Source organism: Mesorhizobium sp. Cs1299R1N3 (genome assembly GCF_037179625.1).
Taxonomy (GTDB): domain Bacteria; phylum Pseudomonadota; class Alphaproteobacteria; order Rhizobiales; family Rhizobiaceae; genus Mesorhizobium; species Mesorhizobium salmacidum.
Map to the genome: position 1 here is coordinate 567,913 of NZ_JAPYKQ010000002.1, position 16,035 is coordinate 583,947.

Below are 16,035 nucleotides of genomic sequence, written 5' to 3' on the forward strand. Positions count from 1 at the left end.
CCCCCGGATCGATTTCGGACAGAATCATACGCAAACTAAAGCATTGCAGCGTCGTTGCGGCGCTGTAATGAGTGAGCGATGTTCTATTATCTTTCCAAGATCTTCTGGTTCTTCATCCAGCCACTCAACCTGACGATCTTCCTGCTTTTGGCGGGGCTGATCGCCGGGACGATCGGCCGGCGGCGACTTGCCGTCACCGGCAGCGTGCTGGCGTTTCTGATCCTTGCGCTGTCGGCCTGGACGTCGCTCGGCGCCATGATGCTCAATCCGCTGGAGGAACGCTTTCCCAAGCCGCCGCTACCGGAGAAGGTGGACGGCATCGTCGTGCTCGGCGGCGGCTTCGAAGGCGCCATCAACCTCGCGCGTGGCGGCTATGAGTTGAACAGCAGCGGCGATCGCATGGTCGAGACCGCAATCCTCGCCCGGCGTTTCCCGCAGGCAAAGGTGGTCGTCTCCGGAGGAAACGGCTCACTGTTCTTCGACGGCGAAGGTGATGCCGACACCGCGCCGCGCCTGCTCGAGGCGCTGGGTGTCCCGGCCGATCGGCTGATCCTCGAAGACAAATCCCGCAACACCTACGAGAATGCGGTCTTCAGCCACGAACTGGTCAAACCCAAACCGGGCGAGACATGGTTGCTGGTGACATCAGCCTTTCACATGCCACGCTCCAAGGCGCTGTTCGACAAGGCCGGTTTTTCAACCGTTCCCTGGCCGGTCGACTATCGCACCTCCGGTCGGGAAGGCATCGGGCTGTTTCGCGACAATGCGGCCGATTCAGTGCAGAACACGACCATGGCCATCCGCGAGTGGATCGGACTTTTCGCCTATTGGCTTTCCGGGCGTATCGATCAGCCGTTTCCGGCGCCGGGCGGCTGACCGATCACGGCGCGCCGCGCCGCCGAGAAGAACTGGCGCCGTATCAGGACGGCCAGCAGCAGAAGCGTCGACAGCACGAACACCACCGGATCGACGAACCAGCCGAGATAGCCGATCGAGAAGAACACGCCGCGTAAGCCCGAATTGAAATGCTTGCCGGCCAGCATATTCATTTGCGTCGCGCGCCACACAGCCGTTTGCGTGACGGGATTGCGCGAGGCTTCGCCATGCGGGATCGGCACCGCGCCGATCAGGATCGAGCAGTAATTGAACAGCCTGTAGGCCCAGCCGAATTTGAAGAAGGAAAAAGCCAGGATCAGCACCAGTCCCAGCACCTTGATCTGAAAGGCCGAGCGCGACGGCGCGCCGCTTAAGGGCAGGGTGCTCAGCACCTCAAGCACCCGGTCGGACGCACCAAGCAGGGCGAAACAGCCGCCGAGCGCGATCAGTGAACTGGAGGCGAAGAAGGCGGTTCCCTGCTGCAGGCCGCTCATGATGGCGGTATCGACGATGCGGATCTCACGCTCGGCCATGGTGCGCATCCAGGCCTCGCGTTGCGCATTCATGGCAGTCGTCAGCGACATGCGGCTAACCAGCTTGCCGTCGGAAGCAAGCGTGTGCAGCACCCATGCGAGGAGGAAAAAGCCCAGCGCCGCGAGATCGGCCGTCGAAAGATAGGAGGAATCGCCCATAGGGTGAATTTATCACATCTTGATTGCTTCGATCGCCGCATGCAGCGTCGGGCAATCAATGTCGCTGCCGGAGCAAACAAGGTCGGCAGGTGCTGCGCCGCGATTGTCAAAAGAGCGGAAACATCTCGGGAATTCCTATATGTAGTCCTCGACGTGATCCAGGAGACAGCGTGTTCCTTTCGGTTTTCGACCTGTTCAAGATCGGCATCGGCCCCTCGAGCTCGCACACGATGGGGCCGATGACGGCTGCGCGCCGTTTCCTCGACGAGGTCGCGGGCGACGACTGGCCGCGGCCGGCCGGCGCCAAGGTCGACCGCATCGGCGCCAGCCTGCATGGCTCGCTCGCCTATACCGGCATCGGCCATGGCAGCGACCGTGCCGTCATTCTCGGCCTTGCCGGCCAGACGCCGCAAACGGTCGACCCCGACCAGGCCGACGGCATCATCAGCCGCATCACCGCCGACAAGCTGATTTCACCGCCCGGCCACCCATCCTACCATTTCGACCCGGCCACCGATCTGGTGCTCGACCGCAAGACGCCGCTCACCGGTCACGCCAACGGCATGGCGTTCTACGCCTACGACGCCGGCGGCCGGTTGCTGCTCAAGCGCATCTACTATTCGATCGGCGGTGGCTTCGTGGTTTCCGAAGAAGAGCTGCAGCGGATGAAGGCAAAAGGCTCGGTGACGACCGAGGGCAAGAAGGTGCCGTATCCCTTCAAGAACGCGGTCGAGATGCTGAAGATGGCGGCCAAGAGCGGCCTTTCCATCGCCGACATGAAGCGCGCCAATGAGGAAACGCAGATGTCGCGCGAGACGCTCGACGCCGGTCTCGACGCTATCTGGGACGCGATGAAGGGCTGCATCGACCGTGGCCTGTCGCAGGACGGCATCATGCCGGGTGGGCTGAAGGTGCGGCGGCGTGCCAGGCAACTGCATGACAAGCTGCAGGAGCAGTGGCAGCAGAACCGGCCGAATCCGCTGCTCGCCAATGACTGGCTGTCGATCTATGCGATGGCCGTCAACGAGGAAAATGCGGCCGGCGGGCGTGTCGTCACCGCGCCGACCAACGGAGCGGCCGGCACGCTGCCGGCGGTGCTGCGCTACTGGCTGCATTTCCATCCCGAGGCCGACCAGCCGAGCATCCGCGACTTCCTGCTGACGGCAGCGGCTGTCGGCGGCATCATCAAGTCCAATGCGTCGATCTCCGGCGCCGAAGTCGGCTGCCAGGGCGAGGTGGGCTCAGCCTCGGCGATGGCGGCCGCCGGCCTGTGCGCCGTCATGGGCGGCACGCCCGAACAGGTCGAGAATGCCGCCGAGATCGCGCTCGAACATCATCTCGGCATGACCTGCGACCCGGTCGGCGGGCTGGTCCAGGTGCCATGTATCGAGCGCAACGCGCTGGGTGCCGTCAAGGCGGTGACGGCCGCGTCACTGGCCATCAAAGGCGACGGCGTGCATTTCGTGCCGCTCGATGCCGCGATCGAGACCATGCGCCAGACCGGCCTCGATATGAACGAAAAGTACAAGGAAACCAGCCTTGGCGGGCTGGCGGTCAACGTCGTGGAGTGTTGAGGACTGGCCCAAACCGGCACTGTGGAGAAGTCCGTCAGGCCGTTGACGTCTCGGCGCCCCGGACTAACCTTAGCGAATGGCTCTCAATCTCCTAAAGCTTTGCGTCGGCTGCGACAGTGTCGAGGATCTCGAAGAGTGGATCGCCTTCCGTCTTGACGAGCGCCGCCGTGCCGGGGAACCAGCCGAACACTGGCACACGACCCGCATGGTGCCGACACGTGGCGACGAGGTCACCGATGGCGGCTCACTCTATTGGGTGATCAAGGGCAGCGTGCAATGCCGCCAATTGATCACGGAGATACGGCCGTTCATCGATGACGAGGGCATCGGCCGCTGCCATTTGATGCTCGATCCCGAGGTGGTGCGCACCGACTGGCAGCCGCGCCGCGCCTTCCAGGGCTGGCGCTATCTGAAGCCAGCGGACGCTCCGGCCGATCTCGGCAAGGGCAAGGCGGGATTGGTCGAGATGCCGCCGAAACTCAGGCGCGAGCTGGCCGAACTCGGCTTGCTCTAACGCATGTCGCCCAAAAGTGACCTCGGTTTTGGGAGAACGACATGCATAAAGACAAAGCCTCTGTAGCGCGTCGCATAGGTCCGTTTCGACGCGACGCGCTTTAGACATTTTCTGGCCCTCAATCTTGCCTCGTGCTGGACTTGCAAGCGAGGGGACAACGCCACATCTTCAAATCCATGCGCGATGAAGAACCGTCGAAGTCGACACAGGCCGCGGCGTTGCGGAACCAGTTCGCACGATGGTCCTCTTCCAGCCCGGGTAAAGGCCATGATTCTGGCGCAGAAAAAGTGTTGAAGAACATCACGCGGCTGTCCAGGCGGACAGGATACCTGCGGGGCGATGGGAAATGTTAGGCGCAATTATCGTTGTGGTCGCGTTGTTGCTGGTGCTCCTGGGGGTAGCTACGGCCTTTCTCCGCGCGGATCCGGCGCAACTCGCAAGCGGGATGAAAACCTTGGGGCCGATCCTGCTGGCGCTGGTCGGCGGCGCCGTGCTCCTGGTCGGGCGTCAAGCTGTCGGCGGCATCATCCTGTTCGTGGCGATCGCCTGGTACGGCGCCACGCGTACGCGCCGGCCAAATGCCAGGCCGGTTGCTGCAAAACGCTCAACCGTGCGGACAGCGGCACTCGAGATGGAACTCGATCAGAATACGGGCGGGCTTGAAGGGCTGGTTCTGGCCGGCCGCCACGATGGCAAGATGCTCGGCTCGATGACCCTTGCGGAATTGCAGCACCTCTACCGCGAGCTCTCCGGCGATCCGGAGAGCCGGCAGTTGCTAGAGACGTATCTTGACGGCAGATTTCCCGTCTGGCGCAAACACGCTGAGACGAACGGTGGCGAAGGGCTGGGTGTTGCGCCAAGTCCGGGCGCCATGACTAAGGAGGAGGCCTACAAGGTCCTTGGTCTTGAAGCGGGGGCCGCCGCGGCGGATGTCCGCAAGGCGCACCGCCGCCTGATGCAGCGCCTGCACCCCGATATCGGCGGCACGTCTTTCCTGGCGGCGCGGATTAACGAAGCCAAGGATGTCTTGCTCTCCAATCACAACTAGTCTCCTTCGACGCAAAATTTTTCCGGGAGATATCTTTCACGCGGTCCTATTGCTGGACGGCGTAGCACTCGATTTTCTTCTTCTTCAAAGCGGTGCAGGCCTTCCACGCGGCATCCTTCGACCCAAAGCCGCCGAAACGGGCGCGGTAGTAGGTGACGCCGTCCTTGTCGAAAGCGACGGTGAAGCCGGAAGCGTCGGCCAGCACCTTGCGAGCCTGCTTGGTTGTGTTGTCGAGGAAAGCCTGGGCTTCGGACTGCTTCGGCGAGGAAGCGACCTGGATGGCCCAGCCTGACGGAACCGACGCCGTGTTGACCGGATCAACGGCCGGGGCGGGCTCTGCATAGGCAGCCACGACCTGTGCGGTGGCGACCTTGGGGGCGGAGACGATGACCGTCTTCACCTTCTTTGCCGGGACAACCAGCTTGGGTGTCTCTGCCTCGGCTGTATCCTCGTCCTCGCTGTCGCCCTGGGCAACGGTCGCGTCGTCCGCGACGGCCGTATCGGCTTCCGCCACGGCCACCGGCTTTTCGTCCGGAGTCGGCGCGTCATGCTTGGGCAGGAGAACCTTCGCAAGTGCGCTGATGGGATTGCTGTCCGCCTTCGCGACCAGATCGCCGCCACCGCGGGTCGATGCCCTCGGCAAATAGGCGTTGATCAGACTAGCCATCTGGTTGTCGCGGCTGCCGCCCGACGTGCCACCCATGACAACGGCGACAAGGCGGCGGTTGCCGTCATTAACGGAGGAGACGAGATTGAAGCCGGAGGCGCGGGTATAGCCGGTCTTGATGCCGTCGACGCCCTTGATGCGTCCGAGCAGGCGGTTGTGCCCATTGATGCGCTGGCGACCGTAGAGAAAGGAGCGCTGCGCGAAATAGCCGTAGTACTGGGGAAAATGTTCCCGGAGCGCGATGCCGAGCGTGGCCATGTCGCGCGCGGTGGTGAATTGCCCCGGGTCGGGCAGGCCATTGGCGTTGCGGAAGACGGTGCCGTTCATGCCGAGCTGCCGCGCCTTGGCCGTCATCATGCGGGCGAAGTTGGTTTCGTTGCCGCCGAGCATTTCGCCGAGCGCGGTCGCCGAGTCGTTGGCCGACTTCGTGACTATCGACAGGATCGCGGTCTCGACCGCGACCGATCCGCCCGGCTTCACGCCGAGTTTGGTCGGAGCCTCGGCGGATGCATGGGCCGAAAACACGACTGGAGAGTTTCTGCTGATCTTGCCCTTCGCCATCGCTTCGAAGGTCAGATAGAGCGTCATCATCTTGGTCAGCGAGGCGGGATAGCGCCGACCATCGGCATTGGCCGAGTAGAGCACCTTGCCGGTCTTGGCGTCGACGACGATGGCTGCCGATTTTGCCGCGAACGACGAGGCGGCACCCGCGACGACGAATGTCATCGCCATGGCGAGGATCATGATCGTTTTGAGAGGGGACGCGGATTTGGAAACGATGCCCGACAACGCCTGACGCACTGGTAGTTCCTTTGAATTTCTCGTTGCGTTGGAGGCGGCAAAGGGATCCTGCCTCACTTCCGGCCAAGCTAGCGGGGCAGCGTTACCAATCCGTTTATGGTAACCGCCGCGTTCACCATTTTCTGGCGGTTTGAGCCTTCCTTTATTTGAATTTTAGCCATTGCCGCCGCCAGCGCGGCCGCGAGCCCCTGAATTCTTGACTTTTGTGCGTCGCACAATATATATTATGCATTGCACAACGGCGCTCGGGGCAGGGCGCGTCAACCGTCCAGGGAGAGTACGAAATGACCCAGACCTATGAGGACTTCAGCAAATACGGCAAGGAGTTCACTGACACCGGATTGAAGAGTTTCGCCTCTTTGTCCAAGGGCGCGCAGGCGATCGCCACCGAGGCCGGCGAATACACCAAGAAGAGCCTCGAAGCCGGCAGCGCCGCGGTCGAGAAGCTGTTCTCGGCCAAGTCGCTGGACAAGGCGATCGAGATTCAATCCGACTATGCCAAGCAGTCCTACGAGGCGTTCGTTGCCGAGGCCACCAAGATTGGCGACCTCTATGCCGAACTCGCCAAGGAAGCCTACAAGCCGTTCGAATCGATCGTTGCCAAGGCGAAATAATTTTCGCCCGAGAATTCCAGATCTGGCCCTTTGGGCGCGGGACAAAACCCGGTCGTGGAAACGCGGCCGGGTTTTTTCATGTCAACGCTTCACGATCGCGAAATTCCGCCAAGTTGGTCACCTAGCCATATTGTCAGCTAACCAGAAGGGCTTAAAATCGTCCATCGAACACCTACATGTGAAACTCGCATGAGGATTCGAAGAGGCAGGAATACGTGACGATCGGTTTGACTGCCACGAGACGAGTGGCGCGGATGCAAAACGGCGGCGGCGACGGCAATGAGGCCGGCCGCGGGACGGCCGTCATCACGCGCACCAAAACCAAGACCAAGAAGCCCAGCCTTTACCGGGTCCTCATCCTCAACGACGACTACACTCCGATGGAGTTCGTGGTTCACGTGCTGGAGCGTTTTTTCCAGAAGGACCGCGAAGCTGCCACACGCATCATGCTTCATGTTCACAATCATGGAGTGGGCGAGTGCGGGGTCTATACATTCGAGGTGGCCGAGACCAAAGTGTCTCAGGTCATGGATTTCGCCCGACAGAATCAGCATCCGCTGCAATGCGTGATGGAGAAGAAGTGAGGTAACATGCCGGCTTTCTCCCAAGGCCTGGAAAAGGCGCTTCATCAAGCGCTGACGCTCGCCAACGAGCGGCACCATGAATATGCAACCCTTGAACACCTGCTGCTCGCGCTCATCGACGACACCGAGGCGGCCGCCGTCATGCGCGCCTGCAACGTCGATCTCGACGAGCTGAAGCATACCGTTCTGACCTACATCGACACCGAGCTCGACAATCTGGTCACCGGCTACGATGAGGATTCCAAACCGACCGCCGGTTTCCAGCGCGTCATCCAGCGCGCGGTGATCCATGTGCAGTCATCTGGCCGCGAGGAAGTGTCGGGTGCCAACGTGCTCGTCGCCATCTTCGCCGAGCGCGAAAGCCATGCCGCTTATTTCCTGCAGGAACAGCAGATGACCCGCTACGACGCGGTCAACTACATCTCGCATGGCATCGCCAAGCGTCCGGGCGCGTCCGAGAGCCGCACCCCGCGCGGCGCCGATGACGAGCAGGGCGGCCAGAACGGTGCCGAGCCCCAGGAGGAAGGCGGCAAGAAGAAGCAGCAGCAGGACGCGCTGACCGCCTATTGCGTCAATCTCAACAACAAGGCCAAGGCCGGCAAGATCGATCCGCTGATCGGCCGCGAGAGCGAGATCAACCGCACCATCCAGGTGCTGTGCCGCCGCTCCAAGAACAACCCGCTCTATGTTGGTGACCCCGGCGTCGGCAAGACGGCGATCGCCGAAGGCCTGGCCAAGCGCATCGTCGAGGGCGACGTGCCGGAAGTGCTGCACAATGCCACCATATTCGCGCTCGACATGGGCACGCTTTTGGCCGGCACGCGCTATCGCGGTGATTTCGAGGAACGGCTGAAGCAGGTCGTCAAGGAGCTCGAGGACTATCCGGGCGCGGTGCTGTTCATCGACGAGATCCACACCGTGATCGGTGCGGGTGCCACGTCAGGCGGCGCCATGGATGCGTCGAACCTGTTGAAGCCGGCTCTGTCGTCGGGTGCGATCCGCTGCATCGGTTCGACCACCTACAAGGAGTTCCGCCAGTTCTTCGAGAAGGACCGCGCGCTGGTGCGGCGCTTCCAGAAGATCGACGTCAACGAGCCGACCATCGAGGATGCCATCGAGATCATGAAGGGCCTGAAGCCCTATTATGAGGAATTCCACAAGGTGAAGTTCACCAACGAGGCGATCAAGGCCTCGGTTGAGCTGTCGGCGCGCTACATCAACGACCGCAAGCTGCCGGACAAGGCGATCGACGTGATCGACGAGACCGGCGCCTCGCAGATGCTGGTGCCCGAAGCCAAGCGCAAGAAGACGATCGGTATCAAGGAGATCGAAGCGACGATCGCCACCATGGCGCGCATCCCGCCGAAAACGGTTTCGGCCGATGACGAGAAGGTGCTGCAGGGCCTGGACATCGAGCTCAAGCGCGTCGTCTACGGCCAGGACACCGCCATCACCGCGCTGACCTCGGCGATCAAGCTGGCGCGTGCCGGCCTGCGCGAACCGGAGAAGCCGATCGGCTCCTACCTGTTCTCAGGTCCGACCGGCGTCGGTAAGACCGAAGTCGCCAAGCAGTTGGCCGCCTCGCTCGGCGTCGAACTGATCCGTTTCGACATGTCGGAATATATGGAACGCCACACCGTTTCGCGGCTGATCGGCGCGCCTCCCGGCTATGTCGGTTTCGACCAGGGCGGCCTTTTGACCGACGGTGTCGACCAGCATCCGCACTGCGTGCTGCTGCTCGACGAGGTCGAAAAGGCGCATCCTGACCTGTTCAACATCCTGTTGCAGGTGATGGACCACGGCAAGCTGACCGACCACAACGGCAAGCAGATCGACTTCCGCAATGTCATCCTGATCATGACCACCAATGCGGGCGCATCCGATGCGCAGCGCGCGGCGATCGGTTTCGGGTCGACCAAGCGCGAAGGCGACGATGTCGAAGCGATCAACCGGCTGTTCACGCCGGAATTCCGCAACCGTCTCGATGCGATCATTCCGTTCGGCTCGCTGCCGGTGCCGGTCATCCATCAGGTGGTGCAGAAGTTCGTCATGCAGCTGGAAGCCCAGCTTTCCGAGCGTGGCGTCACCTTCGACCTGTCGCCGGACGCGATCGCCTGGCTCGCCGACAAGGGCTATGACGAACGCATGGGCGCGCGTCCGCTCGGCCGCGTCATCCAGGAGCACATCAAGAAGCCGCTGGCCGACGAAGTGCTGTTCGGCAAGCTGAAGAAGGGCGGCACGGTGCGCGTCACCGTCGAGAAGAAGGAAACCGGCGAGACCGGCCTCAAGCTCGAATCGCTCGCCGACGAGGCGCCGGTGAAGCCGAAGAAGGAAGAGCCGGAAGACGCGCCGAAGCCATCCAAGGCCGTGGCCAGGAAGCCTGCGGCAAAGAAGGTCGTGGCGCAGAAGCCCGAGCCCAAGGGCAAGGACGGCGGCAAGCGCAGCCTTGTGCCGCAACTGCCCAGAAAGAACTGAGCCTGACAAAAGTTGAAGAGAGCCCCGGCAATGAACTGACCCCCGAAAGTTGGACACAACCTTCGGGGGTCAGTTCACAACGGGGCTTTTTTCATTGGGACGACGAGATGGCGCGTTCAGGAAGTCGAGCATCGCCGGGGCCCTCGGGGAAGCTTCTGCCTAAGGACTGATGCAACGCCCCCGCCCGAGCGCGATCGAACGGCTCACGCGAGCGGCCGATTCTCTTCGCGAAATGATGCGCGGAATCAGCTTCCCAGCGCGGCACGGATCTTGTCTGCGTTCCGCGCCAGCACTTCCGGATTCTCCATCTGGCCGCTGTGGGGCTTCAGCGGGATGCCGTCGAAGCGCGGGATGACATGCACGTGAAGATGATAGACGGTCTGCCCCGAAGCAGGTTCATTGAACTGCATGACGGTAACGCCGTCGGCGTCAAATGCTTTGCGGACGGCCCGCGCCACTTTCTGGACCACCGTGAAAAGCGGGCCGAACGTTGACGGATCGGCGTCGAGCAGGTTGCGCGACGGCACCTTCGGCATCACCAGTGTATGCCCCGGCCCCTGCGGCATCACATCCATGAAGGCCACGACCGCTTCGTCCTCATAGATGCGGTGCGAGGGTATTTCGCCGCGCAGGATCTTCGCGAAGATGTTGTCGGTGTCGTAGGCGGTTTGGGCCATCGTGAACGCTCCGGATTGTGTCTTTCGTGTAGCGAAGCCGTCGAAACTCGGCAAGACGATCGGGCGAAGTCGACACTGCCCAGGCAGCCCGGTCGCTATTCCTCGAGATCTTTGCGGAACGGGGTATGTTCTTCCAGATATTCGCCCATCCGCTCCACCTCGCGCCGCTCGCGGCCGAGATAATCGGCGACCGCTTTGCGCAGGCCGGGGTGGGCAATGTAGTGCGCCGAATGCATGGTCACCGGTCGGTAGCCGCGCGCCAGCTTGTGCTCGCCTTGCGCGCCTGCTTCGACCACCTTCAACTTGCGTTCGATGGCGAAGTCGATGGCCTGGTGATAGCAGACCTCGAAATGCAGGTAGGGATGATCCTCGATGCAGCCCCAGTTGCGGCCATAGAGCGCGTCGGAGCCGATGAAGTTGATGGCGCCGGCGATGTAGCGCCCGTTGCGCCTGGCCATCACCAGCAGGATGTCGTCCGCCATGCGTTCGCCGATCAGCGAGAAGAACTGGCGGTTCAGGTAGGGGCGGCCCCATTTGCGGCTGCCGGTGTCCATATAGAAGGCGAAGAAGTCGTCCCAGGCCTTTTCGGTCAGGTCCTTGCCGGTCAGCCAGTCGATCGAGATGCCGTCGGCAAGCGCTTCGCGCCGCTCCTTCTTCATCGCCTTGCGCTTGCGCGAGGCAAGCGTGGCGAGGAAGTCGTCATAGGTGGAAAAGCCTTCGTTGAAGAAATGGAATTGCTGATCGGTGCGATGCAGGAAGCCCGCGGCCTCCAGCATCGCGACGTCGCTTTCCTGCGCGAAGGTGACATGCGCCGAGGATATGCCGAGCTTGTCGGTCACCATTTTGAGCCCGGCGGCAAGCCCGGCCTTAACCGCGTCCTGATCCTCGCCCTTGCCGACCAGCAGGCGAGGGCCGGTGACCGGCGTGAACGGCACGGCACTTTGCAATTTTGGATAGTAACGGCCGCCGGCGCGCTCGAAGGCATCCGACCAGCCGTGATCGAACACATATTCGCCCTGGCTGTGCGACTTGAGATAGCAGGGAACAGCGCCGAGCAGCCTGCCTTGCGCGGTTTCCAGCCGCAGGTGATGGCCTTGCCAGCCAGTGCGCCGCACGGCGCAGCCCGAATCCTCCAGAGCGCTCAAAAAAGCGAATGAAACGAGCGGGTTATATCCGGCCGCGTCGCCGCGCGTGGTCCCGGCAAAGCCGTTCCATTCATCGCAGGTAAAGGCGCCTATGCCCGCAGCGATGCGGATCGAATAGTCCGCATTCGCCGTTTGCCCCTCGCAGTCGTCGCCCTGATCCATGAGGCTTATTTAAGCTCCATTCGGGCCGCTACAAGTCACGTTTCGGGCACCCCTGCTCAGGCGACTTTGACCAGGTCGGGCTCGAAACCTTCGAACGTCATCTGGTCGGCATATCTAAAGGTCAGGTCGACCGCCGGCTGGTCATGCACCGTCCAGGTGATGACAGGCATTTTGAGCTTTTCGCGCACGAAGCTGACAAACGGGTTCGGCAGATCGCCGGCGGCATAAGAGGTAAAGGAGAGTTCGTGCGCCAGCATGGAAAAATGTGCTTCGATCAACTTGGCGTCCTTGCCATAGGCGGTCAATCCAGCCGGAATGCCGGGCGCGTGCCTGGGGAAATCGCGGATCAGCCAGTGATCGAACGACATGATCGCCGCCTTGCCCTTGTAGCGCTTCAGCATCTTGCCGACGCGCGCCACCAGGCCCTCATCGCGACCGGGAGTTCCTTTCAGCTCGACGACCATGGGCACGCGGCCGTCGACGAGGTCGAGCGTTTCCTGCAGCGTCGGCACGTGATCCGCCGTGCCGCCGACCTTGAGCGCGCCAAGTTCGGCCGCGCTGCGTTGCCAGACGAAACCGTCCTGCCCTGTCAGCCGTTGCAGATCGTCATCATGGATGACGATGGGAACGCCATCCGACGACAGATGCACGTCGCATTCGATCGCGTAGCCGCGTTCGGCCGCTGCGGCGAAGGCGGAAAGCGTGTTTTCCCAGCGCGACTTGTTCATGTCGTGAAAGCCGCGATGGGCAACCGGCCGGGCAGTCAGCCAGGAGAGGTTGATCATGTCCGCACCTTCACTCATTCGACTTCAAAAATCGCTTCGATTTCCACCGCGGCATTAAGCGGCAGGGAGGCGGTGCCGACGGCGGAGCGTGCATGCTTGCCGCTTTCGCCAAGCGCGGCAACCAGGAAATCGGAGGCGCCGTTGGCGACCAGATGCTGTTCGACGAAGTCGGGGGCCGACGCCACGAAGACGGTGATCTTCACCAGACGGCGGATCTTCTCGAGGTCGCCAAGTGCCGCCTTGGCTTGCGCCAGGATGTTGATGGCGCAGTATTTCGCGGCGTCCTTGCCGCTTGCCGTGTCGACGTCGCGGCCGAGCAGGCCGCTCGCCTGCAGCTTGCCGTCCTTGAGCGGCAATTGTCCCGCCGTGAACAGCAGGTTGCCGGTCCTGCAATAGGGCACGTAGTTGGCGGCGGGCGCGGCGGCAACAGGAAGCGTCACGCCGAGATCACTTAGCCGCTTTTCGATTGTTTCACTCATTGCTTTTCCCTATTGCTGGAAGGTGCCGCGCTGGCCGGGCCGAAATTGCTATTTTTGCCTCGCTTCCGCCACGACTTTTTTTAAGCTGGACCATCTTTCCCTGCGGCCCTGCCATCAGCCGCGACGATTGGAGTACCTCATGCGCGCAGCGCGCCTTGCATTCCACGCCGTTCTGTTGTCGGCGCTGTTCCCTGTGGGCTCCGCTTTCGCCGTACCGGCGCTGCAGGCGCATCGCGCCGTCTACGATCTCACCCTCAAGAAGGCGGATGATCGATCCGGCATCACCGGTATCACTGGCCGTATGGTCTACGAGTTCAACGGCTCGGCCTGCGAAGGCTACACGGTGAAATTCCGTTTCGTCACCCAGATCGCGACCAGCGACAACACGAAGCTGACCGACCAGCAGACCACCACCTTCGAGGACGCGGAAGGCAAGGTGTTTTCTTTCGTAACGAAGTCCTTCGTCGACCAGAACCTCGACAAGGAGGTCAAGGGCGTCGCGACAAAGAATGCCAAGGGGCTGAAGGTCGATATCGACAAGCCGGAGAAGAACAGTCTTGAACTCGCGGCCACCCAGTTTCCGACCCAGCATCTGGTCGAGTTGATCGGCAAGGCCGAAAAAGGCGAAAACTTCTATCAAACCAACCTGTTCGACGGGTCGGAGGACGCCAACAAGGTGATGACGACCACCGTTGTCGTCGGCAAGAAGACCGAAGCAGACAAGGCCGATCCGGAAGCGCCGGCACTGGCGAAGCTTGCCACCGACAAATATTGGCCGGTCGACATCGCCTATTTCGACGACAGTGCCCAGAAGGGCGAGGAAGTGCCGGAATACCGGATCAGCTTCAAGCTGCACGAAAACGGCATCACCCGTGATCTCGTCATGGACTATGGCGACTTCTCCATGACCGGCAAGCTGGTCAACCTGTCGCTGTTCGACCAGACAAAGCCTTGTCCCGTATCGAAGTAGCAGCGATGCGCAAGTGAACTGGCCGGGCTCGATGGCGGTCTATGTCGATGCGGCGATCTGGAAGTGGGCAGGCCATCGCTGGTGCCATTTGATGGCCGACGACACCGAAGAGCTGCATCGGTTCGCATCCCGGCTTGGCGTGAAGCGCTCGTCCTACCAGGGGCCGCCCAGGACATCGGCGCCACACTATGACATAACCGGTTTCGAGCGCGACCGCGCGGTGCGGCTCGGCGCCATCGAATGCAGCCGCGAGGAGATCGTCGCGATCTTCAGGCGCGTGCGGGTACCCAACGGAAAGGCCCGGTCATGACACCAACGGCATTTTTCGCGTATTGCGCAGCCGTCACACTCGCCGCCGCCACACCGGGGCCAGCGATGTTCACGGTCATCACCAATGGCGTGTCGCGTGGTTTCCTTCGCGCCTTCATGGCCGGCGTGGGGGTCGCCGCCGGCGATGCCGTGCTGGTCACTCTGGCACTGCTCGGACTGGTAGCCCTGGCCCAGACATTCGAATGGATATTCCTCCTGCTAAAATATGCAGGCGCCGCCTACCTGATTTTTCTCGGTATCAGGATGTGGCGGGCCTCGGCCACGCAACCGAACGGGCCGCAGACGGCACAGGCGAGATTGTCGCGATTCTTCTTCCTTGGCGCGTCCATTGCGCTGGGGAACCCGAAGGCGATCCTGTTTCATGCCTCGATCATGCCGCTGATCCTCGATCTCGACACGCTGACGTTTGTCGATGGCCTGCTGGTGGTGGCCGTCGTCGTCAGCGTCAATATCCTCACCATGGGTGTCTATGCGGTACTTGCGGGCCGGGCCTCGGGCTGGTTCAGGACGCCCGGGCGCATGCGGCTGATGAACAGGTTCGCCGGCAGTGCCATGATCGGCACCGGAGCGCTGATTGCCGCACGCTGAGCGGAAAGCGTCACACGGCTTGCGTTTATGGCACATCCCCTCTATATGCCCGCTCATTCCACACACGGACTTTGGTGTCTGCCCGGGAGAAATCCGGCTGAAACCTCCGGTGGCGTTCGAGGACTTCGTCCAAAAATGCCTGTGTCCGTGGAGGCTAACCGGAAAGGAAATGAGAATGGCACTGCCTGATTTCAGCATGCGCCAGCTTTTGGAAGCTGGCATTCACTTCGGACACCAGACCCACCGCTGGAACCCGAAGATGGCGCCCTACATCTACGGCGCCCGCAACAACATCCACATCATCGACCTCTCGCAGACGGTGCCTTTGCTGCACCAGGCGCTGAAGCAGGTTTCCGACACCGTTGCCAAGGGCGGCCGCGTGCTGTTCGTCGGCACCAAGCGCCAGGCGTCCGACATCGTCGCCGATGCCGCGCAGCGTTCGGCCCAGTACTACGTCAATTCGCGTTGGCTCGGCGGCATGCTGACCAACTGGAAGACGATCTCGAACTCGATCCAGCGCCTGCGCAAGCTCGACGAGATGCTGGCCGGCGAGGCTCAAGGCCTGACCAAGAAGGAACGCCTGAACCTCGACCGCGAGCGCGAGAAGCTCGACAAGGCGCTCGGCGGTATCAAGGACATGGGCTCGACGCCCGACCTGATGTTCGTGATCGACACCAACAAGGAAGCGATCGCCATCCTCGAGGCCAAGCGCCTGGGCATCCCGGTCGTTGCCATCATCGATTCGAACTGCGATCCGGACAAGATCGATTTCCCGATCCCCGGCAATGACGACGCGGCCCGCGCCATCCAGCTTTATTGCGACCTGATCGCCAAGGCCGCGATTGACGGCATCGCCCGTCAGCAGGGCGCGCTCGGCATGGATATCGGCGCTTCGGTCGAAGCTCCGGTCGAGCCGGCGCTCGATCCGGCTCCGGCGTCGGAAGCCCCAGAGGCTTGATAGTCGAAGGCCGGTTTGCGGCCTTCATCTTTCTCATATTTTGGCACGCTAAACAGACGCACCATCAAATAACGATGGTGCGTCGGTGCATTTAAA

17 protein-coding genes are annotated in these 16,035 nt (G+C 61.9%); 11 read left to right on the plus strand and 6 right to left on the minus strand.

Features of this window, described 5'->3' with window-relative positions; translation table 11 throughout:
• Positions 1–78: 78 nt before the first annotated feature.
• A complete protein-coding gene (locus O7B34_RS08175) occupies positions 79–876 on the plus strand; it encodes a YdcF family protein (protein ID WP_337145573.1) in 798 nt (265 codons plus the stop codon).
• On the opposite strand, the gene O7B34_RS08180 is transcribed toward O7B34_RS08175, so the two are convergent.
• Positions 849–1,568: a DUF599 domain-containing protein gene (locus tag O7B34_RS08180; protein ID WP_337145574.1), complete on the minus strand. Its 720-nt coding sequence runs from the start codon at positions 1,566–1,568 to the stop codon at positions 849–851. The two genes, O7B34_RS08175 and O7B34_RS08180, sit on opposite strands and share 28 nt — an antisense overlap.
• Positions 1,569–1,738: 170 nt before the next feature.
• On the opposite strand from O7B34_RS08180, the gene O7B34_RS08185 reads away from it, so the two are divergent.
• The 3 genes from O7B34_RS08185 to O7B34_RS08195 all read left to right on the plus strand — a co-directional run bounded on the left by O7B34_RS08185 (position 1,739) and on the right by O7B34_RS08195 (position 4,704).
• The gene (locus O7B34_RS08185) at positions 1,739–3,142 is read left to right on the plus strand and encodes an L-serine ammonia-lyase (RefSeq protein WP_337145575.1); all 1,404 of its coding nucleotides are present in this window, start codon (positions 1,739–1,741) and stop codon (positions 3,140–3,142) included.
• Between the two features lie 76 nt (positions 3,143–3,218).
• Complete coding sequence (locus O7B34_RS08190) at positions 3,219–3,656, plus strand: DUF1489 family protein (RefSeq protein ID WP_337128127.1); 438 nt, start codon at positions 3,219–3,221, stop codon at positions 3,654–3,656.
• Positions 3,657–4,002: 346 nt separating this feature from the next.
• Positions 4,003–4,704: a DnaJ domain-containing protein gene (locus O7B34_RS08195; protein WP_337145576.1), complete on the plus strand. Its 702-nt coding sequence runs from the start codon at positions 4,003–4,005 to the stop codon at positions 4,702–4,704.
• 46 nt (positions 4,705–4,750) lie between these two features.
• Here the strand turns inward: O7B34_RS08195 and O7B34_RS08200 are convergent, their stop codons facing one another.
• Positions 4,751–6,172 carry a D-alanyl-D-alanine carboxypeptidase family protein gene (locus O7B34_RS08200; protein ID WP_337145577.1) on the minus strand — a complete coding sequence of 474 codons (1,422 nt, stop codon included), beginning with the start codon at positions 6,170–6,172 and terminating at the stop codon, positions 4,751–4,753.
• 284 nt (positions 6,173–6,456) lie between these two features.
• Between O7B34_RS08200 and O7B34_RS08205 the strand changes: the two genes are divergently transcribed.
• The 3 genes from O7B34_RS08205 to clpA all read left to right on the plus strand — a co-directional run bounded on the left by O7B34_RS08205 (position 6,457) and on the right by clpA (position 9,845).
• Positions 6,457–6,786: a phasin family protein gene (locus O7B34_RS08205; protein ID WP_027142601.1), complete on the plus strand. Its 330-nt coding sequence runs from the start codon at positions 6,457–6,459 to the stop codon at positions 6,784–6,786.
• Positions 6,787–7,040: 254 nt separating this feature from the next.
• Positions 7,041–7,370 carry an ATP-dependent Clp protease adapter ClpS gene (gene clpS, locus O7B34_RS08210; RefSeq protein WP_010909565.1) on the plus strand — a complete coding sequence of 110 codons (330 nt, stop codon included), beginning with the start codon at positions 7,041–7,043 and terminating at the stop codon, positions 7,368–7,370.
• A gap of 6 nt (positions 7,371–7,376) precedes the next feature.
• The gene (gene clpA / locus O7B34_RS08215; protein ID WP_140768279.1) at positions 7,377–9,845 is read left to right on the plus strand and encodes an ATP-dependent Clp protease ATP-binding subunit ClpA; all 2,469 of its coding nucleotides are present in this window, start codon (positions 7,377–7,379) and stop codon (positions 9,843–9,845) included.
• A gap of 245 nt (positions 9,846–10,090) precedes the next feature.
• Here the strand turns inward: clpA and O7B34_RS08220 are convergent, their stop codons facing one another.
• The 4 genes from O7B34_RS08220 to O7B34_RS08235 form a co-directional block, all read right to left on the minus strand.
• Complete coding sequence (locus O7B34_RS08220) at positions 10,091–10,522, minus strand: HIT family protein (RefSeq protein WP_337140561.1); 432 nt, start codon at positions 10,520–10,522, stop codon at positions 10,091–10,093.
• A gap of 95 nt (positions 10,523–10,617) precedes the next feature.
• Positions 10,618–11,829, minus strand: a complete 1,212-nt coding sequence (locus O7B34_RS08225) for a GNAT family N-acetyltransferase (protein WP_337145578.1) — start codon at positions 11,827–11,829, stop codon at positions 10,618–10,620.
• A gap of 56 nt (positions 11,830–11,885) precedes the next feature.
• Positions 11,886–12,614: a glycerophosphodiester phosphodiesterase gene (locus O7B34_RS08230; protein WP_337145645.1), complete on the minus strand. Its 729-nt coding sequence runs from the start codon at positions 12,612–12,614 to the stop codon at positions 11,886–11,888.
• A 14-nt stretch (positions 12,615–12,628) separates the two neighbouring features.
• A complete protein-coding gene (locus O7B34_RS08235) occupies positions 12,629–13,093 on the minus strand; it encodes a RidA family protein (protein WP_015317774.1) in 465 nt (154 codons plus the stop codon).
• Positions 13,094–13,232: 139 nt separating this feature from the next.
• Here O7B34_RS08235 and O7B34_RS08240 point away from each other — a divergent pair, with 139 nt between their 5' ends.
• From O7B34_RS08240 to rpsB, 4 genes are all read left to right on the plus strand, one after another.
• Positions 13,233–14,063 carry a cell envelope integrity EipB family protein gene (locus tag O7B34_RS08240; protein WP_027142607.1) on the plus strand — a complete coding sequence of 277 codons (831 nt, stop codon included), beginning with the start codon at positions 13,233–13,235 and terminating at the stop codon, positions 14,061–14,063.
• 31 nt (positions 14,064–14,094) lie between these two features.
• On the plus strand, positions 14,095–14,373 hold the full coding sequence (locus O7B34_RS08245; RefSeq protein WP_027142608.1) for a DUF4031 domain-containing protein: 279 nt from the start codon (positions 14,095–14,097) through the stop codon (positions 14,371–14,373).
• The gene (locus O7B34_RS08250; RefSeq protein WP_337145579.1) at positions 14,370–14,981 is read left to right on the plus strand and encodes a LysE family translocator; all 612 of its coding nucleotides are present in this window, start codon (positions 14,370–14,372) and stop codon (positions 14,979–14,981) included. Before O7B34_RS08245 ends, O7B34_RS08250 begins: the two co-directional genes overlap by 4 nt.
• 175 nt (positions 14,982–15,156) lie before the next feature.
• Positions 15,157–15,939, plus strand: coding sequence for a 30S ribosomal protein S2 (gene rpsB, locus O7B34_RS08255; protein ID WP_140505484.1), 783 nt, complete (start codon positions 15,157–15,159; stop codon positions 15,937–15,939).
• Positions 15,940–16,035 lie beyond the last annotated feature (96 nt).